Here is a 21,934-nt window from a genome sequence, read left to right as displayed (position 1 = left end):
TGACTACTTCGCACCAAGGAAAAATAATGGGGTGGTGAAAATTAACAAATTATGTTTTGGATATAGAAAAGCAGGAATTTCAGTGGAAAACTGTTACATTAAGATTATCTCGGTTAGAATATGACAATTATTAAAATTCGATTACGTTTTTGAAACGTTGTGTTAGTACGTTTGGTTTCTTAATATCAATAGGATTGGATGCATCTTCATTTGGTGCGTTTGGCTTCTTAATAGGAGCGGATGCAGCCCATTTGGTGCGTTTAACTTCTCAATAGGGGCGGATGGTACTGCATTTCGTGCGGATACCTTCTCAATTGGAGCAGATCCAAGCTCATTTTTATCATCCCATTTAGTTCGAATAAATCCTAACTTATTTTCTAGCACCGTATTTTTTCTCTACAAAAAAAATGGCATTGGCTTCATCTACCAACACCATTTTAAATAATTAATTCTCTACTGTAATGTGCAAGTAAATACCATTGATAGGAGATTTTCCTTTCGAATCTTTTAACGTTGGATGAACAATGAGCATATATTCTGCTCCGGAAGTTAGTGGTTGTTTTGGCGTTATGTATAATTCATTTCCTTCCGCATGCAAATCAACTTCTATTTGATTTCCGCCTAAAGCAATTAAATCCACGTCGTCATCCTTTACTGTGCCGATTTTTCGGTTTAATGTCACTTTAAACGTTTTTGTTGTTGGAATATTCATTAAACTTTTCAACTCTTTATAATTCGCCAGTTGTTCTTTAATAGCATCATAATGTGCTTGATAAATAGGATCAGAAGAAGTTTCTATATTAGGTTTTACTCCGATTTTATTGATGGAGTTGCCTTTTGGACTTAAAAATTCGCCGATGGTTAATTTTAAATATCCATTATCTGAAAGTCCATAAAAGCCTGGCATTGTTCCTTTGCCGTAAGTATTTTCACCATATAAAACAGCCGCATTGTAGTCTTTCAAAGCAGCAGCAGTCATTTCGGAGGCGCTGGCGCTGTAACGGTTGACGAGCAGTTTTGTATTGCTGTCAAAAATCGGTTGGATATATTTTGGCAAACCAAAAAGGAGAGCCCCATTTTCTGTTAATGTATATTTATTGTCCTCGTTATCATAGTATAAATAGTAATTTGTGTTATTTTCTTTCATTTTAACTTGATAAGCATAAGAAGCATCTTTAAATAAAGCAATTACTTCTTCAGCTGCATCTACATATCCGCCGCCGTTATTTTGCAAATCTAAGATGAAAGTAGTGGCTCCTTGATTCTTAAGTTTTGTATATTCTTTTTTGATTAAATCCGCTGCATCTTCTGAAAAGGATAGAAGATATATATAGCCTACATTTCCATAAAGCAATTTGCTTGTTGCAACAGGTATGGAAAACGGTTTGCGAGTAAGAATTTTCACGACCTTTTGGCCATTTGGTTTTAAAATTTCAAGAGTAACCCTAGTATTTTCATCGCCTAAAATCAATTTTTGTGCTTCTTCAAGAGATTTTCCTTTAAGAGAAATGGAGTCAACTTTTGTAATAATATCTCCTGGTTCGATGCCATTTTCCGCTGCACTGCCTTTTTCGATGACGTTGGTTACTAAAAGCCCTTCTTCATGCAGCTGAATGACAACACCGATTCCAATTTGTTTCATGTTGACTGAATCAAGAAATTCTTGAAACTCATTATTAGAAAAATAGGCGGAATAGGGGTCTAACATTTCAATCAGTTCATCTATGGTGCGGGCACTATTGATATTTCCTTTAATTTCACCCATATATTCGCTTCGAATCATTTCTTTTGCTTCTTGGAGTGGAGAAGCAGCTTGTGTATCCCATGGAATTATGAAGAAAAAGAATAAAATTAGAAAATATAAATAGATTTTTTTCATTATGTCACCTCATCTTTCAATAACGTATTGTCAAAAATTTATAGATAAAATCTAGATGATTTATTGATATATAAGGTTTTATAAACAAAAAACTTGCCACCCCCTTAAAATTAGGGTATTTATGAGGTAACCACACACTCAAAAATCCCTAATGAAGGAAGTGACAAGTTGTTACCTCAATTATTAACCTATTTGCTTGAATATATCAAGTACCAAGATCAAATGATTCGAACATTACTTACCCTTCTGATTGGAAAAAACATGTTTGATAAGCCAACTGAAAAGCCTGTCAATAAGCCTTATCAAAAACTCCAGGTGGATGAGCTGCCAATCATTGAAACTCTACAAAAGCTTGATTATCAAATTCTTCTCAAAGAATATTTGGAGAAGAACGGGAAACCTCTCAAACCTGTTCAGAGACGCTCCAATTCAAAAGGTAAAGTACCTTCATCCATGAAATGTCCAAGGTGTGGTGCTCCGTCAGATTATCTTTATGCCAATAACGGAGGTAAAGGACAGTATCAATGCAAGGTGTGTGCGTGTCTGTTTAATAAAAAGAATCAATATGCCAAGGAGGCTGTACTAAAATGTCCACACTGTTCGAAAACACTCGAGAAGATCAAGGAAAGAAAAGATTTTCTCGTATTTAAGTGCAAAAACAATGACTGTCCGTATTACAAAAAGAAACTGCGAGGAATGTCTAAAAAAGAGAAAAAGCAGTTCGAAAAGGATCCTCAGTCTTTTAAAGTTCGATACATATTCCGTCAGTTTCAAATTGATTATCAGCCGTTAGCCAAACATTCACCTAAGAAGCCAAAAGTGGATTTGTCCAGGCTTCATGTGTCACCGCACACATTGGGGCTCATTTTAACCTACCATGTAAACTATGGCTTATCGGCTCGGAAAACAGCTGCACTGATGAAGGATGTTCATGGTGTACCCATCTCTCACCAGAGTATATTGAATTACGAAAACAGCGTAGCACTTCTGCTCAAACCTTATGTGGATCATTATCCTTACGAGCTTTCTGATCAATTCTGCGGAGACGAAACATACATTAAGGTGAATGGCCGTTGGCATTATCTTTTTTTCTTTTTTGATGCGGTAAAGAAAATTATTCTGTCCTACCCTGTTTCTCCAAATCGTGATACAGTATCAGCCATTCGCGCGATTGATGAGGTCTTATGGAAGATGAAAGAGATTCCTGAAGACCTCACCTTTGTCGTAGATGGCAATCCGATTTACCTTTTAGCACAACACTTTTTTGCCCAGCACGGTATTACGTTTGATGTGAAGCAGGTCATTGGACTAACCAACGAAGACCCGGTTTCAACGGAATACAGACCGCTAAAACAAATTATTGAAAGACTGAATCGAACATTTAAGGGTAATTACAGATCGACACACGGATTTGGATCCGATCACGGATCCGTTTCTTATGTGACTTTGTTTGTGGCTTATTTTAACTTCTTGCGGCCACATTCAGCCCTGGAAGGCAAAGTGCCTGTAGTCATTCCAGAACTAAAAGAACTGCCGAATATGCCTGCACGTTGGATAAAACTGATTGGTTTAGCTCAACAATGGCTAGTAGAGCAAACTGCCTAACTTTTTGTTTAGCAGAGCCCTTACCAGCATCGGCGAAGCGAACTCTTGACAAACCGAACCAGTCAATGGTTTAAAATGGGAATTGGCAAGGGCTTCTTTGGTGTGCCTTCTTTTTGTTCCCTTCGCCCTTGTTGGTTCGAAATCAAACCATTGACGTGTTTGTCAAGAGCGATTGCGGCGGCATTTTCTCTATTTTCGTTAGAACACATCCTTCCAATACTGAGTTTTCATAGAACTTTTGACACTACCTTCAATAAATCTATTATAACAATTTTAGGAAAATTAGAGAAAAAATTGATTTGGTTGCAATAGAAAGAAAAAATGGTATTCCATTGCGAAATAAAAACTAAGTAAAAATTTCAACGAAGAGTGGCAAAGAAAGTTTGAAGAATTGTATGTATATGGATGGGGAAATACAGAGGATTCTCCGTTTATATAACATATGAAGAAAAAATTTTATTTAAAACAAAAAGACCTAAGCAGATGTGGCTCAGGTCTTTTTGTTTTAATGAGTTACCGTTTTTGCGGATTTTGTCATTAAATGGATCACCCAGCCAATGAGTGCACCGACAATTGCCGGAATCAGCCAGCCAAGACTTTGGTCATGTAATGGAAGGGTACCTACGATATTGGCATACCATTTAATTTCAAATCCAGCCCCACTGATGCCGTCATATAAGCTGACGAATGCAGTTGCAGCCAGTGCAAGAGTGTAAACGATTGGCGCACGGTTCCAAGCTTTGTCCATCATCACCATAAACATTAGCACGATGGAGATTGGATAGATGAATAATAAAACAGGCAATGTAATAGAAATTAATTTCGCTAAACCAAAGTTGGAAACGATGAATGAAAAAATCGTAAATACAATAGTAAAAGTTTTGTATGAGATTTTCGGAAATAATTTTGTGAAAAATGTTGCGTTGGCTGAAATTAATCCAACAGCTGTTGTTACACAGGCAAGGATGATAACAAGTGACAAAAAAATATTTCCGGCATTGCCGTACAACACTTTTGCCGATGCAGCAATCACGCTTCCTCCATTGTCAAAATATCCAGTGACGGTAGGACTTGTTACCCCAATCCAAGATAAAGAAATATAAACGAAAGAAAGTCCAAGGGCGGCAACCACCCCTGCAAAAATCGTAATAGATACTTGTTTTGCCCGATCTATAGTGCCTTTTGCTTGAATAGATTGAACAATGACAATCCCAAATACAAGGGAAGCGAGTACGTCCATTGTTAAGTAGCCTTCAATAAATCCTTTCGAAAAGGCGTTATGGATATATTCGCCTTGTGCTGCTTGAATAGCCCCCATTGGCGTAATCACACTTTTAATAGCAAGCAATAAGATGACCATTAATAATGCTGGCGTTAATACTTTCCCGATGCGGTCAACAAGTTTTGTCGGGTTGATCGCTAAATATAAACAAAATGCAAAGAAAATGAACGATGTAATAAATAACGGCACCCAACTGTCGCTATTGGATAAATACGGAGCGATGCCGATTTGATATGTCACCGCTCCGGTACGAGGAATCGCAAAGAACGGCCCAATGGATAAATAAACAATAGATGTGAAAATAATGCCAAACCATGGATGAATGCGGCTGGAGATTTGCTGCAAGTCCCCTCCGTTTTTGGCAACAGCCACGATACCCATTAATGGCAAACCAACACCCGTAATAAGGAAACCGATGATGGCTGGAATGAAGTTTTCTCCAGCCTGCTGACCTAATAACGGTGGGAAGATAATATTTCCAGCTCCTAAGAAAAGAGCAAATAGCAAAAATCCGACTGCTAAATTATCTTTTACAAATTTTCTGAAATTGTTCATCGTTGTAAAATCTCCTTTAATTCAAAAGAAATGAAATTTTCAAAAAACTTATGTTTATTGATACTGTCGAATTTTACCATATATTGTCGAAAAGAACAAATAAGATTTTTATATTTTTTAAAAATGTTCGAAATCAATTATTCGATTAAATTTGAAAATTTAATAAAATGAAAATATCAAGTTTTATATTTTTAGATTCCCACCGAAATAATTAATAAGAGAAAGAATTCGGGAGGGATCGGTATGCCTAAAGGAAAATCAAAATTGCTGGCTTTAAGTGCGTGTGTGTGTGCAAGTTTTATTTTTGCTCCCAATGCTTTGGCAGATACAGAAAGAACGAATGCAAAAGCAGCTCTTCAAATTGACACAAAGAATATAATAGTATCAAATAATGTGGTTGTAAATGATAATCGTTCCATGACAAGGAAAGAAACTTTGTCAAAAGCGCGGATGACAAAGGCGCAACCTTTAAAACAAACTGCGAATTCCGTTGTTACATATCAAGTGAAACAAGGCGATACGTTAACAATAATTTCAAAACAATACAATGTATCGATTGATGATCTCATCAAGTGGAATCAATTAGCCTCTGCTGATTTGATTTATGTTGGACAAACATTGAAAATCTATCCTTCATCTGCTGCAGTAGTTAACGAAAATCAAGCTGTGGAAACGGAAAAAACTGCTAGCGAAGCATCTGCAGCAGACAAGGTGATTGAAAAGCAATTGGCAAAGGAACGAATGATTCAATCTGGAGTGAGTGAAAAAGGACAAGCAATCTATCAAAATGTTTTAAATCTTGCTTATGAATTGATTGGGACTCCTTATGTGTACGGTGGAAATACACCAGAAGGGTTTGATTGTTCAGGGTTTGTCCGCTATGTATTTTTTAATGCGGGATTAAATATTGAACGAAAAAGCAGCGAAGATTATTTTATGAAGGATACAACAATAGTGGAAAATCCGGTGCCGGGGGATGTGGTATTCTTTAAAAATACGATTAAAGAAGGCATCTCTCATATGGGGATTTACATAGGAGACGGAAAGTTTATCCATGCAGGGACCGATGGAGTTGAAATTTCTAAATTGGACTATGATTATTGGAAAACGCGATTTGTGGCGTTTAAAAGATTTAATTTAATCAAGTAAGGAAATATAGGGGAGCTGAAAGTCATTTGGAGGCTCCCCTTAGTAGTTGCTGTAACTACCGCAAATGCAAAGTTAAAAGAAGTGAAGGGGCGTCTGAAAAGTCATTTTGCGACGCCCCCTTTGCGGCTGTCGCACATGCTTTCGCCGCAGATAAATTGCGGCTTTAGCTAGAGTTTTCGCCGCAGATAAATTGCGGCTGTCGCACATGCTTTCGCCGCAGATAAATTGCGGCTGTCGCACATGCTTTCGCCGCAGATAAATTGCGACGAGGAGGCGCGTTTTGTGACCACCGCAGGGAAAGTTTTTAAGGAATATTCCTATAAGAAGGAAGGCTGTTCAGAAAGTGTTCGACTTTCTGGACAGTCCTTTATTATTTTATGTATGACTCTTTTTGGATGGGGAACATTAAAGATAAAAGGCACGTTTATAATTGTAGATGAGAAATGACATTTTATAGGAAATACTAGGTTTTTTTTTTTATTCATGCTATAATATCTTGGGTTTATTAAAGGAATTGGAATTCATTTTCTAAGGAGGATAGACATGGTTTACGTGTCTTTAGCAGTGGCGCTAGTCGCGTCCATCATACTGACTCCGATTGTTAGACGATTAGCGTTTCGCATAGGTGCTGTGGACGCACCGAATTATCGGAAAGTGCATCAAAAAATAATGCCACGTCTAGGTGGTTTAGCTATATTTTTATCCTTTTTAATAGGACTAGCGATACTAAGACCGGAAAGTCCTCGATATGAAAGTTCATTAATGCCTTTATCGATTGTATTAGGTGCTTTGGTAATTGTTATTACTGGTATTTTAGACGATAAATATCAAATAAGTGCAAAGGCAAAAATGTTAGGGCAAATTGTTGCCGCTTCCATTGTTATTTTTATGGGCGGTGTGCAAATTGACTTCATTAACTTGCCTTTTGATAACGGTATTTTAAATTTTGGATTATTGAGTATTCCGTTAACACTATTGTGGATTGTTGGAATTACGAATGCGGTAAATTTAATTGACGGTTTAGATGGATTAGCAGCAGGTGTGTCAACGATTGCTTTAATTACTCTTGCAACGATGGCCTATATTATGGGCAATGGATTTGTACTTGCCGTTGCTGCGATATTAGCATGTAGTACGATTGGATTTTTATTCTTTAACTTTCATCCGGCAAAAATTTTTATGGGCGATACGGGTGCCCTGTTTTTAGGATTTATGATTGCTGTGCTTTCATTGTTAGGTTTTAAAAACTTAACGTTAGTATCATTCATTATCCCAGTTATTTTGTTAGGTGTACCGATTTCAGATACATTCTTTGCAATCGTGCGTCGCGTACGCAATAAGCAAAAATGGTCGGATCCAGATAAATCTCACTTGCACCATTGTTTAATGAAAATGGGATTCTCTCATCGACAAACGGTATTGATTATCTATGGAATTGCAGTAATGTTTGGAATTGCATCTATCATATTCTCTATGGCAAAACTTTGGGGAGCAATTCTTCTTATCACTGTTATTTTAGTTGCCATTGAATTGTTTGTAGAAGTAATAGGTCTTGCGGGCAAAAACTACCGACCGCTCATTAATTTAGTGAAGATGTTAAGTAAGTAATTGAGTTTTCATATTGGGAAGTTTTTTTGCAATTGGATAAATGTGATGAGCTACTGCTTCTAAGAAGTAGTGGCTTTTATTTTATGTTTGGAGGAATTGATTTGCTTGTGGTTTCTTTTAAACAAATTTGAGGTTATCTGCACATATTTGAAGTTGCATTTGAACAAGTTGAGCGGATGTATGCCAAAGCTTGGAGCATTAGCTGCCCGAGTTGAGAAGCCAAACGCACGAGCTTAGGTGTTATATGCACGAGCTGGGGAGCTAAACGCACGAGCTTAGGTGTTATATGCACAAGATGAGGAGTTATACACACGAGCTGGAGTGCTATCTGCACGAGTTAGGAGCTAAACGCACGATCTTAGGTGTTATCTGCACGAGCTGGGGAGCCAAACGCACGAGCTTGGGTGTTATATGCACGAGCTGAGGAGTTAAACGCACGAGCTTGGGTGTTATATGCACGAGCTGAGGAGTTAAACGCACGAGCTGAAGTGACATCTACACAAGATGGGAAACTAAACGCACGAGATTAGGTGTTATCTGAACGAGTTAGGAGCTAAACACACGAGCTGGAGTGTTATCTGCACGAGCTGGGGAGCTAAACGCACGAGCTAAGGTGTTATCTGCACGAGTTAGGAGCTAAACACACGAGCTGGAGTGTTATCTGCACGAGTTGGGAGCTAAACGCACGAGCTTGGGTGTTATATGCACAAGATGAGGAGTTATACACACGAGCTGGAGTGCTATCTGCACGAGTTAGGAGCTAAACGCACGAGCTTGGGTGTTATCTGCACAAGATGAGGAGTTATACACACGAGCTGGAGTGCTATCTGCACGAGTTAGAAGCTAAACGCACGAGCTTGGGTGTTATATGCACGAGCTGAGGTGTTGTATGCACAAGATGAGGAGTTATACACACGAGCTGGAGTGCTATCTGCACGAGCTGGGGAGCCAAACGCACGAGCTTGGGTGTTGTATGCACAAGATGAGGAGTTATACACACGAGCTGGAGTGCTATCTGCACGAGCTGGGGAGCTAAACACACGAGCTTGGGTGTTATCTGCACGAGTTAGGAGCTAAACGCACGAGCTGAAGTAATATCTTCATGAGTTGAGAAGTTATCCGCACGAGCCAAAGAATTATCTGCACAAATAGAGGATACATCTGCACAAGCCAATGAACTATCTGCACAAGCTTCAGTTGCACCCACACGAGCTAGAAGGCTATCTTTATAAGCGTAAAGTATTACCCATACATGTGAAAAGTATATCTCTTTATAATAATCATAAGAATTAATTCTTTACAGTGAATAAAATGATGCTAAGTTGTTCAGACTGTAGATTGAAAAAACTACTCCCCTTTCCAATATAAAAAATACACTCTCAAGCTCTTTGAGAGTGTATTTTGCCTATTGTGAATTATTTACCGATTCCAATTTGATGAATAGGAATATGAACCAACGTCTACTTGCTGTGCTTCATCGTCACTACCGATTTCTGAGATGTTTGAATTCGCTTTGTTTGGAATGATTTCTAAATGGCTTTTTAAAATTTGTTTAGTTTCTTCTAAAGATTCTTCATCTAACATGTAATAATAAATGCCTGTTGACATGTCACCTTGACCTTGTAATGTCAATGTATCAATTTGCGGCATGCCGCCTGAGAAATACGTAAGGAATGATTTCATATCATCGAATGTTAAGTTAGTTTTCATGTTGTCACCGATTGCCAAAATGATTTCATCGTATTTCGTGATAGAGGATAAGGAAAGTGCTTTATTGGCAATGGCTTTAATGATATCTTGTTGACGCTCGCCACGGGCAATATCTGTATCGTGTTTACGAGTTCTTGCCAATGCTAATGCTTCTCGACCATCTAAATGATGGTATCCAGGTTCTAAATAAATGGAGTAGCGATCGTTTTCGTCTTTTTCATAAAAGGCATATGGAATGTTAACTTCTAAATCAATACCGCCAAGCGCATCGACTACATCGATAAATGCATTAAAATTCATTCGTACATAATAGTCGACAGGAATATCAAATAATTCTTCTATCGTTTCGATTGTTGCCACTGTGCCACCAAAAGCATGTGCGTGCGTAATTTTATCTTGATATCCTACTTTTGGTATGTACACATATGAATCCCGAGGGATACTGACTAATTTTGCTGTTTTTTCTTCACGGTTGAGTGTCATTAATAAAAGAGCGTCTGAGCGGGAATGATCTGAACCCTGTGCACGCGCTTCACTGTCATCTACCCCGATAAATACAATGGAAATGTTATCAATTTCAGCTTCAGCTTTTGTTTCCCTTTTAGGAGAAGATTGTCGCTCCTCAAGCTCTTCGTAAGATTGTTTTGCTGCGTATTCAGCTTTTTTCGTTAAATAAATTCCATAAGCTGTTGCACAAATTAAGAATGAAGCCGACAAAAGTGCAAATACTTTAAGTACTAGCGAAAACTTTGTCGAACGTTTTCCTTTTTTCTCCTTTTTCTGCATTCGTTTCATTATATATACTCTCCTCTATATATGTAGGAATGTTGATTTTGTACGACTTGTTATGTTTATTATGGATTTCAACTTAAGATTCATCACAGGTAAATCTTATGTGAAAAGCAAAATTGTTCAATACGATTAATTATACAATGTTGTCGAAAAACAGTAAATTGAAAAATTATGACAAAGAATTTTTGACAAAAAAAGAAATTTTTCGAGGACTTAAACGATTATGAAATGACCTTTTCAATAAATATTTTGTCAATACATGTAATTGTCGCTTGTCCGTTAGTTAATTCTGTCATCCATTCAACAAAGGTTTGTTCTTCGTCTTTTAAAACATGAACGATGATATCGACATTGTCAGCATATTGGATTTCAGCTAAGGTATATTTCGAATTTCGAATTTCATTTTCCACCTTACCAAGCCATGTATAATCAATCGTTACTTTCATTACATGATGTAGTCTTCTTTCCACTACTTGGGCGGCCGCAATCCCTTCTGTAGTCGCTTTTCCGTATGCCCGAACAAGCCCTCCAGCTCCAAGCTTAATGCCACCAAAATAGCGAGTAACAACAACGACAGTATCTTGAAGTCCTTGTTTTTTTAGCACCTCTAACATAGGAACGCCAGCAGTTCCGCTAGGTTCCCCATCATCATTCGCTTTTTGAATTTGATTGTGCTCGCCAATCATATAGCAAGAACAGTTGTGGGTAGCATTATAATGCATCTTTTTTATTTTATTAATAAAATTAATAGCTTCCTCTTCAGTTTCAGCCCTATCAACATATGCGATAAATCGAGATTTCGATATAACAATCTCTTTTTCTCCATAACCCTTTACAGTTTTGTAGTCTTTTCGCATCACTAAAACTCCTTTATTTTCCAAAAAAACGAATTCCTTGTAATAAAAATTTTTCTTAAAAGTTTACTGGAAAATGGTATAATAATGTTAGATTAATATAATCATTAATTACTAATAGTTGCTCATATATAATTTATTATATTACACCAATTGGATTGGGGACAAATCATGTATTTTGATGAAAAAAACAAAATTGATATCCAATCGATTGATTTTATCTTTAATCGGATGATTGAAAATATTACCAATTCGAAAAACGATATTTTTATAATCAGCGAACAAAGCCGTAGAAGCTTTGAGGAAATGAAAATCGAATTGGAATTAATTAAGCAAAAATTAAAAGTAGTTATTCACAATAGTGATACTTTAGCTCGCCAAACGCAACTGGCAAAACAAAGGTTAGTAGAAGTTAGCAGACATTTCGATAAATATTCAGAACAGCAAGTCAGGGAGGCTTATGAAACTGCCAACGACTTGCAAATTCGGTTATCACTTTCCGAGGCGGAAGAAAAAAGCCTACGAGAGAAACGTGATGACCTTGAACGGCGTCTAAAAGTATTATACGATACAATACAACGAGCCGACCATATTGTTAATCAAGTGAATGTCGTGTTAAATTATTTAACATCCGATTTGAAAAATGTGGGTGCAGCACTTGAGCAGGCAAAATTAAAACATGAATTTGGCATAAACATTATTGCCGCTCAAGAAGAGGAAAGAAAAAAATTGTCTCGTGAAATTCACGATGGTCCTGCACAAATGATGGCAAATGTTTTGATGCGAGCTGATTTAATAGAAAAAACATATCGTGAAAGAGGCATTGATTCCGCTATAAAGGAAATTTCAGAACTCAAGAAAACAGTTAGAGAAGCATTGTCTGAAGTAAGAAGGATTATTTACGATTTACGTCCTATGGCATTAGATGATCTTGGCATTGTGCCGACATTAAAAAAATATTTGTCCACAATTATGGAATATAACAAGGGTGTAGACATTCATTTTCAATCTCTTAATAATGAAACGAGACTTCCTTCAAATTATGAAGTCGCAATTTTCCGATTAGTGCAGGAATGTGTGAATAATTCGGTAAAACATGGAAACCCAACAGATATTTGGGTTAAACTAGAATGGAATCTTAACAATTTAAATGTTATTGTAAAAGATAACGGTAGTGGTTTCGACTTAGAATCCAAAAGAGAGCAATCTTTTGGAATTATTGGAATGAGAGAACGAGTTGAAATTTTAAAAGGTTCGATGGACATTAAAACGAAAATTGGAAATGGAACTGTAGTTATGTTTAAAATACCATATCCAAATAACGAACAGAAATTTCAACTGTAATATACTTGTTAAGGGGGAATGCTTTGTGACAAGAATAATCATTATTGACGATCACCAATTATTCCGAGAAGGAGTAAAACGTATTTTAGAGTTTGAAGAATCCTTTGAGGTTGTTGCAGAAGGCGATGACGGCAGCGACATCATCAGTTTGTATAGAGACTATTTACCAGATGTAGTGTTAATGGATATCAATATGCCAGGTAAAAATGGCGTAGATGCAACAAAAGAATTGATTCAAGAATTTCCAGATGCAAAAGTAATTATGCTTTCAATTCATGATGATGAATCATATGTTACGCACGCGTTAAAATCCGGTGCTTTTGGATATATGCTGAAAGAAATGGATGCAGATGAAATAGTAGAAGCAATCAAGGTTGTTGCAAATGGAGGATCTTACTTGCATCCAAAAGTAACGAAAAATTTAGTAGCTGAATTCCGTCGCCTAAGTGAGCATGAAAATAAAGGAAACTTCCATCAAACAGAAATTCGTCGTCCATTCCACTTGCTCACAAAACGTGAATGTGAAGTACTGCAATTATTAACTGATGGACAATCTAACCGTGCAATTGGTGAAACATTGTTCATTTCTGAAAAGACAGTGAAAAACCACGTATCTAGCATTCTACAAAAAATGAATGTAAATGACCGTACACAAGCTGTCGTAACAGCTATTAAAAACGGTTGGGTGGAAGTACGATAATTCCATAAGCACCAAGAACAAATTTACATACTGTTATTTTGTAAGAGGTTGGGACAGAACTAAAATTAGCCTTCTTAAAAAGAATTATCATACGCATTTTGGTATTTAATTAAAAAAACGAACGATATTGAAGCGCAAAATAGAGTTTCAAATAGGCTGAAAACCTTTTGTCCCAGCCTTTTCTTACGATTAGTCAAGTAAATTGTATATGTTTTTATTTTAGTTGTAGTTGTGAAGGGGTATCCCCTCACAACTACAACTAAATTTTGGCATGCCAAAAAGACCTAACGATTTTTAATTTTTTCGCAAGGTCATTTATGGTATAGTGTAGTTAATCGATTATTTAACTTAAGGCAGTTTCATAATCGTATAGAATGCCATGGGTCAGTAACTGGAACGTCACTTTTAAAAATTTATTGATACAGGCGATAATCGCAACCTTATGAGGCTTTCTCTGAGGTTGTGTTTTTAATTTATAATAGTAATCTACAAAATGATTCGGTTTATCTTTCTTCTTCATAATCATGGCACACACCATAAAATATAAAAGCTTTCGCAAGTGTTTGTTACCTCTTTTATTAATACGATCACGATACTGTGTATTCCCCGATTGATAGCGCATAATATCAATTCCCGCATAAGCATTCAATTGTTTAGCATGTTGAAAGCGACGAATATCACCCATTTCCCCCATTAATCTACAAGCAGTAGCATCACCGATATCAGGGATGGAACGTAAAACCATATACTCTTTTCGATCTTTTGATAAAGTAATCATTTGTTGGACAAGTGCTTCTTTTTTAGGTTCTTTGTCAAATGGTGTTGGTGAATAAATTTTAGTGACATTATTTGGTAATATGTAATCGGATGGCTTAGGGGAAATTCGAGGTTCCCCTAAGCTGTTTTTATTTTCGCTAAGTTTTGGGTAATGAATATTCGGTTTCTAAAGTGATAGAAGGATCGATAACCGAAAGAAATGCGTTTAATCACTTTGATTTTGTTATTAATCCCTTCTAAAATGCCGTTGTTATAATCATATTTCAACGTATTCTCCACGTAATTTATGTATTTGTTTATTGTCTTGATGGCGGTTTTCATATAGCTGGAAACGCTGTTCTGTTTATTCGCCAAGGTTTTCTTCAAGAGCTCAAAGTCTTTGGTTTTGATGCAATGTTGCACGTATTGGTATAACTCATAGGACGCTTTTAATTCAGAATCTAAATCAATGAGATAGTGGAGAATCTCCACCTCACACATATGCTTTTTAAAGCAACGATGATATGTATAGTTCTTATAATCAAGTTTTGTTTGATCTTTCAGAAGGAGCTTCCAGTATTTTTTCAATTTATTGTAATTCTTTTTATCCCGATTCATGACGTTGATGCGCGTTTTGTTTAAAGCTCTGCTAAATAGTTGGAGGATATGGAATTTGTCGAGTACGATTTCCGCTTTAGGGAAAACTTCGTGGATTAAGGAAATATAAGGGCTGTACATATCGATGACAATCGTTTTTACCGCATCTCTCGCCTTCTTGGAATACCGTAAGAAATACTCTTTGAGGACATGTAATCTCCGGTCCTCCACGATATCCACAATCTCCCCCGTTTCAGAGTCGCAGAAAATAAAGGACATCGCTCCAGCTGCGGATTTCACTGATTTAAACTCGTCAAAACACAAATGCTTTGGAAGATAGTGATAATTCGGCTGATAGTAGCTATAAAAGCTGTCAATGACTCTACTGACAGTGGCATGAGAAACATTATGTTTCATTGCAATATCTTTTTCGGATATTTTATCTTTGGCGTTTAAAGCAATCGATACTTTGGTATTGTTGGAAATACAACAGTTTTTAGCCACGACGCTCGTTTTTAAAGTAAACGTGGAATGACAATGTTTACAGAAATAACGCTGTTTACGCAATTTTAAGTAGGTATGAAAACCTGAAATGCTAGGCATTTTAATGAGAGACGTTTTAAAACCGTGTTTAATGATTTGATCATCAAAGACATGTCCACAAGCATAACAAGCTTTTGGTTGGTAAGTTAATTGGCCATAAAAGACTTTTGATTGGACCCCTTTAATGAGTTCTTCTGCACAAAAATTTTCATCAAATGTGATATTTTTATCTTTAATATTTAATAAATTACGTATAGAATAATGATGAGACATGTGACATCACTCCTTGTAAATGTGGTTTTGGTCGATTACATTTTACCAGAGTTTTGTCACTGTCTCATTTTTTTGTTCAAAAAAATTGGTGCTGGTTTTTACTCACCAACACCAAATATTATAGAGCCCTTTTTTATCCTTTAATTCTGCTATTCGATTTGCGTAATCACGGACTTGTTCACATCACACATCGGTAGATTTAATCGCTGGATCACTATTTTGAGCAGCTTCTAATAAAGCAATTGCTTTTTTCTCTGCACGTTCTAAAGAAAGGTTCTTTCTTGTATTCGCTTTTAGGCGATTCTTAATGACAGTTTTAGAGTGAGCTAAAACAAGTGTTGGGTGTGGGGATCGTTGTACTATATTTAAAAATAGTGCAGAATTTGGTGTCAGTATTTTTTCTAATTCTGGAAAACTCAATTGTAAAATGGAATGCATACGATTTTTTAATAAAATCATTTCTTCATCAATTTCATCATCATAACGTGTCAATGCACGCATCTGCTCATAATAATCATCTTGGATATAGGTTGGTTCTCTCTCCATTTTAAAATGTGTTTTGGCTAATTCATGAGCATCGCTTATATCGGTTTTATGTCGACGCATCTTCGCCATTTATCAGTTCGCTTCATGGGGATTCATCCGACAATATGCATAACCGTAATCTTTTAAAAATGCTTCCATCGGTTTTGAATAATCACCTGTTGCTTCAAATACAATGTCTGGTGCTTGCTCATCAAGTGATGTAATATCTACTATTCGCTTATGCAATTGTTCAAAATCTCTTCGTGTATGATTGATTTCGCCTTCATATTTGCACTGACGATAACTATCATAGATCGTTACTGTACTCTAATCCAATAACATGTTTCATTCCATTACTCCTTCTTTGCCAATTCATAGAAGTCTTCACCTTACCTTATCGATTTCACTTTCTTATACACGATCTCTATGGAGCCAACATACTAAACTGATTCGCATAAGGGTGTGAAGTTAGCCAGTTTTTAATATGGATTCAAAGATCCCTGAGACTGGTCGACTTTTCTTCACTTCTACTATAAAAAATAGTAGCACAAACCTTGGCCTTGGTTTGTACTACTAATCTTAGTATGTTTTGAATTCAATTATGCAAATGGTGCGTAATGGAGAGGATTTGTAAATCGAGGCAACTAAGTTTAAGGTGATTTCGTCTTAAGTAAATGATGAAATGTTTCTTGTAATTTCGACAAAAATCTGCATCAATAGAAATGGTAGTTGCACATATGCTACAATATTGCCTTGGGAGGTAAGGGTAAATGAAGAACTGGTTAATCTTAGTAGTTTCTGCAGTATTCCTGCTAACTGCTTGTGGAAATAATGATTCAGATACTGATTCTAATTCTAAAGCGATTTCATCCGTAGAAAATACAACTGGGGAGTCAGAAGAGGCAATTGGGTTTGAAATGATCGGTGACCAATTTGTTGAAGCGGCGAATGTTCCTGTTGATGAAAAAGTAAAAATTATTGCTGCCTTTGATGAATATATTAATTCATTTAATGCGAAAGATATTAATCGCTACGCAAATGTTCTTTCCAAAAATGCAATTGGATTTAATTATGAAGAAGAAATTGAAATGTTAAAAGAAACATTTAAAAATCATGATGTGAAATTAGAGGATTCAGATGCAACGATTGTGAAGTATAACGAAGACGAAGCTCATGTGGTTGCGAATATTGATTATCATGTGAAAGAACATGGAACAGATGCAACGCTTAATCGTACGGTGAGACAAGTTACAATCTTTGTGAAGGAAAATGATGATTGGAAAATTACAAGGATTGTAGGTATGGAAAAGTTAGACCAGTAAAAGAAAAAGGATCATCCAACTTTGGATTGGATGATATTTTTTTGTGCAGGAAGGTAGGCGGGAGTGGCTAATTAAGGAAGTGTTTTTTGGTTTGGCTATTATTTTCTTGAATTTGACTATTATCATGCTCAGATTGGCTAATATATACGGAAGTTTGACTATTATCCCATCTTCAGGGGATTGATTTTTTTCGCTTGGCAAATATTTTCCCGAATTTGACTATTATCATGCTCGAATTGGCTAATATCTTCTGAAGTTTGACTATTATCCCATGATTAGGGAAGGAATTTTTGAGGCTTGGCTATTATTTTTCGAGATTTGGCTATTATCTTGCTCAGATTGGCTAATATCTTCTGAAGTTTGACTATTATCCCATGATCAGGGAAGGGATTTTTGAGGATTGGCAAATATTTTCCCGAATTTGACTATTATCATGCTCGAATTGGCTAATATCTTCTGAAGTTTGACTATTATCCCATCTTCAGGGGATTGATTTTTTTCGCTTGGCAAATATTTTCCCGAATTTGACTATTATCATGCTCAGATTGGCTAATATATACGGAAGTTTGACTATTATCCCATGATTAGGGAAGGGTTTTTTGAGGCTTGGCTATTATTTTTCGAGATTTGACTATTATCATGCTCAGATTGACTAATATCTTCTGAAGTTTGACTATTATCCCATCTTCAGGGGATTGATTTTTTTCGCTTGGCAAATATTTTCCCGAATTTGACTATTATCATGCTCGAATTGGCTAATATCTTCTGAAGTTTGACTATTATCCCATCTTCAGGGGATTGATTTTTTTCGCTTGGCAAATATTTTCCCGAATTTGACTATTATCATGCTCAGATTGGCTAATATATACGGAAGTTTGACTATTATCCCATGATTAGGGAAGGGTTTTTTGAGGCTTGGCTATTATTTTTCGAGATTTGACTATTATCATGCTCAGATTGGCTAATATCTCCCGAAGTTTGACTATTATCCCATCTTCAGGGGATTGATTTTTTGTGCTTGGCAAATATTTTCCCGAATTTGGCTATTATCTTGCTCAGATTGGCTAATATCTTCTGAAGTTTGACTATTATCCTATGATCAGGGAAGGAATTTTTGAGGCTTGGCTATTATTTTTCGAGATTTGACTATTATTTTGCTCAGATTGGCTAATATCTTCTGAAGTTTGACTATTATTCCATGATCAGGGAAGGAATTTTTGAGGCTTGGCTATTATTTTTCGAGATTTGGCTATTATCTTGCTCAGATTGGCTAATATCTTCTGAAGTTTGACTATTATCCCATGATTAGGGAAGGAATTTTTGAGGCTTGGCTATTATTTTTCGAGATTTGACTATTATCATGCTCGAATTGGCTAATATATACGGAAGTTTGACTATTATCCTATGATCAGGGAAGGAATTTTTGTGGCTTGGCAAATATTTTCCCGAATTTGACTATTATCATGCTCAGATTGGCTAATATATACGGAAGTTTGACTATTATCCCATGATTAGGGAAGGGTTTTTTGAGGCTTGGCTATTATTTTTCGAGATTTGACTATTATCATGCTCAGATTGGCTAATATCTTCTGAAGTTTGACTATTATTCCATGATCAGGGAAGGGTTTTTTGAGGCTTGGCTATTATTTTTCGAGATTTGACTATTATCATGCTCAGATTGGCTAATATCTTCTGAAGTTTGACTATTATCCCATCTTCAGGGGATTGATTTTTTTCGCTTGGCAAATATTTTCCCGAATTTGGCTATTATCTTGCTCAGATTGGCTAATATCTTCTGAAGTTTGACTATTATCCCATGATTAGGGAAGGAATTTTTGAGGATTGGCTATTATTTTCCCGAATTTGACTATTATCTTGCTCTGATTGACTAATATCTTCTGAAGTTTGACTATTATCCTTTTAGAAAATTTTAATACTTAAATTTGGCTAATATCACATCAGCAAGTTTTTTCTCTTTCAAGTCTCACAATCATTCTTTTTGTAGTTTTTTTCTTATTAACAAGAATGCATGATTACTGTATGATAAATTACATAGGAGAGTGAATATATGAGCATCGCAGTTGTAACGGACAGTACAGCTTATTTATCGCCTGAAGAACGTGAAAAATACAATATTTATATGATTCCATTAAGTGTGACATTAGAAGATGGTGTGTTCGAAGAAGAAGTCGAAATTCATGCAAAAGAGTTTTACGATAAAGTTCGTGAAACAAAGGTGTTCCCGAAGACGACTCAGCCGCCTATTGGTAAATTTATGGAATTATTTGAAACATTATCGAAAGACTATGATGAAGTTATCTGCATTCATTTATCGAGCGGAATTAGCGGGACATTTCAAAGTGCAATGCAGGCCGGCAATTTAGTAGAAGGCATTAAAGTGCATAGCTTTGATAGTGAAATTTCTTGTGCGCCGCAAGGATACTACGCAGTGCAGGCAGCAAAAATGGCGAAAGAAGGAAAAACTTCTGATGAAATATTAGAGAAATTAGAAGAAATAAAAAGCCGCATGCGTGCTTATTTTATTGTTGATGACTTGTCTCACTTGCAACGGGGAGGAAGATTGTCATCTGCAGCTGCCATTGTGGGAGGATTGTTGCAAATTAAGCCAGTTCTTCATTTCGAAAATAAAGTTATTGTCCCATTTGAAAAGATTCGCACGAAGAAAAAAGCCTTAAGTCGTGTGGAAGAACTGCTTTCGCAAGATGCAGCAAAATATGATCGTATTCATGCTATGGTGATTCATGCCAATCGGGAACAAGAAGCACGAGAGTGGATGGCGAAAATGCAAGAAAAGTTTCCAAACGTGGAATTTCATTTAAGTTATTTTGGACCAGTGATTGGCACTCATTTAGGAGAAGGCTCATTAGGATTAGGCTGGGTTCCGGTAATAGAAGAGTAAACGTTTGTAGTCTCTACTGTAATAGTAGAGGCTTTTTTATTGGTATTAGGAGCTTCAAAAAGGAGGATTGTATGAAACACAAAGTGCAGCTAACTCAAGCAAGACAATATAAAGGAATCATCGTAGAACCAGAAATTCGTGAATTCTTTATCGGGAAAGTTTGGTCCAGGGAAAATACTCCTTTTTCAAAAGAAAAGATTGATCGTTATATCGAAAACAACTATTTCAAAGTAAAGCCTGCTATTTCAGAAAAACAGTCTTTTTTCCCCTTCTTTAATAAAAAATATATTTGCAACCGCTGTTCTAATGATAATCAACAAGAATTTGTAGAATTTGAATGTGCGCGATGTAGGAAAATTTGCGTTTACTGTAGACATTGCATCAACATGGGGAGGATGAGTAGTTGTACAGATCTTTTAGTTTGGAATGGTCCGAGTGAAAAATTTCCTAAACATCACATACTCGACTGGAATGGCATGTTTACGGAGCTTCAACAAAAAGCTTCAAAAGAGCTGCTAGACAGCATAATTCAACGACGGAACCATCTCTTGCATGCGGTGTGTGGCGCGGGTAAAACTGAGATTTTGTTTCCCGCCGTTTTCCATTGTTTACAAGAAGGATTAAGAATTTGTATTGCAACGCCAAGAACAGATGTCGTATTAGAATTATTTCCTCGTTTTCAAAAAGTTTTTCCGAATACGGTTATCCATGCCTATTATGGCAATGCCCCAAAACAAAAGGGAACCGCTCAACTCGTCATCGCAACGACACATCAACTTTATCGCTTTGAAGAGGCATTTGATATGGTCATAGTGGATGAAGCGGATGCGTTTCCATATACTTACGATATTTCATTGCAAAAGGCGGTATGGAAATCAAAGAAGAAAGGTGCTCCTGTCGCACTTGTCACGGCAACTCCATCTGTTCAAATTTTATCGAAAGTTAAAAAAGACGGATGGGGTTATTCGTTTATTCCGAAGCGATATCATGGTCATTCGCTCCCAATACCTCGATTTGAGTCTCTTTGGTTTTATGAAAGGCAAATAAATAAAGGAAGAATTCCAAAAAAATTAGCGCTATGGACGAAATCGAGAATTGAGCAAGGAGAACCCTTTTTCATTTTCTTTCCGACGATTCACTTAATGCAAAAAGCCGCACCACTATTTCAACAAATTCATCCGGACATTTTAAGCGTTCATGCCAAAGATCCAGAACGGAAAGAGAAAGTCATGAAATTGAGAAATGAAGAAATCCCTGGATTATTAACAACGACAATATTAGAAAGAGGGGTAACAATCTGCAATGTGCAAGTTGCAGTCGTAGGGGCAGAATCAAAAATTTTTACATCGAGCGCGTTGATTCAAATAAGCGGTCGTGTTGGGAGAAATGTAAATTTTCCTGGCGGTGAGATCGTCTTTTTCCATCACGGAATCTCGGTTGAAATGGATGCAGCGAGAAATGAAATCCTTCGATTAAATAAGGAGGGATTTCAATAGGACAATCGAATAAAAAGGAGGATA

At 36.5% G+C, this 21,934-nt stretch carries 20 protein-coding genes; 10 read left to right on the top strand and 10 right to left on the bottom strand.

Translation table 11 applies throughout. The annotated features are described in order from the left end of the window. Window positions 1–162: 162 nt before the first annotated feature. Both NSU17_RS04675 and NSU17_RS04670 read right to left on the bottom strand, forming a co-directional pair. Window positions 163–384 (bottom strand): hypothetical protein, encoded by a 222-nt coding sequence (locus tag NSU17_RS04675; protein ID WP_340704418.1) that lies wholly within the window; start codon window positions 382–384, stop codon window positions 163–165. Window positions 385–445: 61 nt separating this feature from the next. After that, window positions 446–1,879 (bottom strand): S41 family peptidase, encoded by a 1,434-nt coding sequence (locus tag NSU17_RS04670; protein WP_340436756.1) that lies wholly within the window; start codon window positions 1,877–1,879, stop codon window positions 446–448. Window positions 1,880–2,047: 168 nt separating this feature from the next. On the opposite strand from NSU17_RS04670, the gene NSU17_RS04665 reads away from it, so the two are divergent. Next, window positions 2,048–3,484, top strand: coding sequence for a DDE-type integrase/transposase/recombinase (locus NSU17_RS04665; protein ID WP_340704174.1), 1,437 nt, complete (start codon window positions 2,048–2,050; stop codon window positions 3,482–3,484). Window positions 3,485–3,989: 505 nt separating this feature from the next. Here the strand turns inward: NSU17_RS04665 and brnQ are convergent. Further along, entirely contained in the window at window positions 3,990–5,321 is a 1,332-nt protein-coding gene (brnQ, locus tag NSU17_RS04660) for a branched-chain amino acid transport system II carrier protein (protein WP_340436754.1), read from the bottom strand. Window positions 5,322–5,564: 243 nt separating this feature from the next. Between brnQ and NSU17_RS04655 the strand changes: the two genes are divergently transcribed. The 4 genes from NSU17_RS04655 to NSU17_RS04640 all read left to right on the top strand — a co-directional run bounded on the left by NSU17_RS04655 (window position 5,565) and on the right by NSU17_RS04640 (window position 9,155). Continuing rightward, window positions 5,565–6,470: a C40 family peptidase gene (locus NSU17_RS04655; protein ID WP_340436753.1), complete on the top strand. Its 906-nt coding sequence runs from the start codon at window positions 5,565–5,567 to the stop codon at window positions 6,468–6,470. Window positions 6,471–7,013: 543 nt separating this feature from the next. Continuing rightward, entirely contained in the window at window positions 7,014–8,078 is a 1,065-nt protein-coding gene (locus tag NSU17_RS04650; protein ID WP_096550420.1) for a glycosyltransferase family 4 protein, read from the top strand. A gap of 362 nt (window positions 8,079–8,440) precedes the next feature. Further along, entirely contained in the window at window positions 8,441–8,608 is a 168-nt protein-coding gene (locus NSU17_RS04645; protein ID WP_340704417.1) for a hypothetical protein, read from the top strand. Window positions 8,609–8,939: 331 nt separating this feature from the next. Next, a complete protein-coding gene (locus NSU17_RS04640) occupies window positions 8,940–9,155 on the top strand; it encodes a hypothetical protein (RefSeq protein WP_340704416.1) in 216 nt (71 codons plus the stop codon). Here NSU17_RS04640 and NSU17_RS04635 read toward each other — a convergent pair. From NSU17_RS04635 to NSU17_RS04625, 3 genes are all read right to left on the bottom strand, one after another. After that, complete coding sequence (locus tag NSU17_RS04635) at window positions 9,145–9,285, bottom strand: hypothetical protein (RefSeq protein ID WP_340704415.1); 141 nt, start codon at window positions 9,283–9,285, stop codon at window positions 9,145–9,147. The genes NSU17_RS04640 and NSU17_RS04635 overlap by 11 nt on opposite strands. A gap of 212 nt (window positions 9,286–9,497) precedes the next feature. Then, window positions 9,498–10,583, bottom strand: a complete 1,086-nt coding sequence (locus NSU17_RS04630; RefSeq protein WP_340704414.1) for an LCP family protein — start codon at window positions 10,581–10,583, stop codon at window positions 9,498–9,500. Between the two features lie 218 nt (window positions 10,584–10,801). Further along, window positions 10,802–11,437, bottom strand: a complete 636-nt coding sequence (locus NSU17_RS04625; protein WP_340704413.1) for a YigZ family protein — start codon at window positions 11,435–11,437, stop codon at window positions 10,802–10,804. Between the two features lie 168 nt (window positions 11,438–11,605). Between NSU17_RS04625 and NSU17_RS04620 the strand changes: the two genes are divergently transcribed. Further along, the gene (locus NSU17_RS04620; RefSeq protein ID WP_340704412.1) at window positions 11,606–12,778 is read left to right on the top strand and encodes a sensor histidine kinase; all 1,173 of its coding nucleotides are present in this window, start codon (window positions 11,606–11,608) and stop codon (window positions 12,776–12,778) included. A gap of 25 nt (window positions 12,779–12,803) precedes the next feature. After that, window positions 12,804–13,478: a response regulator transcription factor gene (locus NSU17_RS04615; protein ID WP_340435969.1), complete on the top strand. Its 675-nt coding sequence runs from the start codon at window positions 12,804–12,806 to the stop codon at window positions 13,476–13,478. Between the two features lie 343 nt (window positions 13,479–13,821). Here the strand turns inward: NSU17_RS04615 and NSU17_RS04610 are convergent, their stop codons facing one another. The 4 genes from NSU17_RS04610 to NSU17_RS04595 all read right to left on the bottom strand — a co-directional run bounded on the left by NSU17_RS04610 (window position 13,822) and on the right by NSU17_RS04595 (window position 16,418). After that, window positions 13,822–14,256 carry a transposase gene (locus NSU17_RS04610; RefSeq protein ID WP_340704411.1) on the bottom strand — a complete coding sequence of 145 codons (435 nt, stop codon included), beginning with the start codon at window positions 14,254–14,256 and terminating at the stop codon, window positions 13,822–13,824. A gap of 116 nt (window positions 14,257–14,372) precedes the next feature. Next, window positions 14,373–15,647: an ISL3 family transposase gene (locus NSU17_RS04605; protein ID WP_340704397.1), complete on the bottom strand. Its 1,275-nt coding sequence runs from the start codon at window positions 15,645–15,647 to the stop codon at window positions 14,373–14,375. 183 nt (window positions 15,648–15,830) lie between these two features. After that, window positions 15,831–16,262: an IS110 family transposase gene (locus tag NSU17_RS04600; protein WP_340704410.1), complete on the bottom strand. Its 432-nt coding sequence runs from the start codon at window positions 16,260–16,262 to the stop codon at window positions 15,831–15,833. 3 nt (window positions 16,263–16,265) lie between these two features. Then, window positions 16,266–16,418, bottom strand: a complete 153-nt coding sequence (locus tag NSU17_RS04595; RefSeq protein ID WP_340704409.1) for a hypothetical protein — start codon at window positions 16,416–16,418, stop codon at window positions 16,266–16,268. 524 nt (window positions 16,419–16,942) lie between these two features. On the opposite strand from NSU17_RS04595, the gene NSU17_RS04590 reads away from it, so the two are divergent. From NSU17_RS04590 to NSU17_RS04580, 3 genes are all read left to right on the top strand, one after another. Continuing rightward, window positions 16,943–17,494 carry a nuclear transport factor 2 family protein gene (locus NSU17_RS04590; protein ID WP_340435808.1) on the top strand — a complete coding sequence of 184 codons (552 nt, stop codon included), beginning with the start codon at window positions 16,943–16,945 and terminating at the stop codon, window positions 17,492–17,494. Between the two features lie 2,068 nt (window positions 17,495–19,562). Continuing rightward, a complete protein-coding gene (locus tag NSU17_RS04585) occupies window positions 19,563–20,414 on the top strand; it encodes a DegV family protein (RefSeq protein WP_340704408.1) in 852 nt (283 codons plus the stop codon). A gap of 71 nt (window positions 20,415–20,485) precedes the next feature. After that, a complete protein-coding gene (locus tag NSU17_RS04580) occupies window positions 20,486–21,910 on the top strand; it encodes a DEAD/DEAH box helicase (RefSeq protein WP_340704407.1) in 1,425 nt (474 codons plus the stop codon). The last annotated feature ends 24 nt before the right edge of the window (window positions 21,911–21,934 follow it).

The organism is Ureibacillus sp. FSL K6-2830, assembly GCF_038004145.1.
Lineage (GTDB): Bacteria > Bacillota > Bacilli > Bacillales_A > Planococcaceae > Ureibacillus > Ureibacillus thermosphaericus.
Note: the sequence above shows the minus strand (reverse complement) of the source record. Positions and strands in the feature narration are given on the sequence as shown.

Bases quoted from the DNA above. Each gene is read 5' to 3' on its own strand.
- NSU17_RS04605 (WP_340704397.1), bottom strand. From the start codon at position 15,647: ATGTCTCATCATTATTCTATACGTAATTTATTAAATATTAAAGATAAA.
- NSU17_RS04655 (WP_340436753.1), top strand. From the start codon at position 5,565: ATGCCTAAAGGAAAATCAAAATTGCTGGCTTTAAGTGCGTGTGTGTGT.
- NSU17_RS04610 (WP_340704411.1), bottom strand. From the start codon at position 14,256: ATGATTACTTTATCAAAAGATCGAAAAGAGTATATGGTTTTACGTTCC.
- NSU17_RS04670 (WP_340436756.1), bottom strand. From the start codon at position 1,879: ATGAAAAAAATCTATTTATATTTTCTAATTTTATTCTTTTTCTTCATA.
- NSU17_RS04580 (WP_340704407.1), top strand. From the start codon at position 20,486: ATGAAACACAAAGTGCAGCTAACTCAAGCAAGACAATATAAAGGAATC.
- NSU17_RS04600 (WP_340704410.1), bottom strand. From the start codon at position 16,262: ATGGCGAAGATGCGTCGACATAAAACCGATATAAGCGATGCTCATGAA.
- NSU17_RS04630 (WP_340704414.1), bottom strand. From the start codon at position 10,583: ATGAAACGAATGCAGAAAAAGGAGAAAAAAGGAAAACGTTCGACAAAG.
- NSU17_RS04620 (WP_340704412.1), top strand. From the start codon at position 11,606: ATGTATTTTGATGAAAAAAACAAAATTGATATCCAATCGATTGATTTT.
- NSU17_RS04650 (WP_096550420.1), top strand. From the start codon at position 7,014: ATGGTTTACGTGTCTTTAGCAGTGGCGCTAGTCGCGTCCATCATACTG.
- NSU17_RS04625 (WP_340704413.1), bottom strand. From the start codon at position 11,437: ATGCGAAAAGACTACAAAACTGTAAAGGGTTATGGAGAAAAAGAGATT.
- NSU17_RS04590 (WP_340435808.1), top strand. From the start codon at position 16,943: ATGAAGAACTGGTTAATCTTAGTAGTTTCTGCAGTATTCCTGCTAACT.
- brnQ (WP_340436754.1), bottom strand. From the start codon at position 5,321: ATGAACAATTTCAGAAAATTTGTAAAAGATAATTTAGCAGTCGGATTT.
- NSU17_RS04585 (WP_340704408.1), top strand. From the start codon at position 19,563: ATGAGCATCGCAGTTGTAACGGACAGTACAGCTTATTTATCGCCTGAA.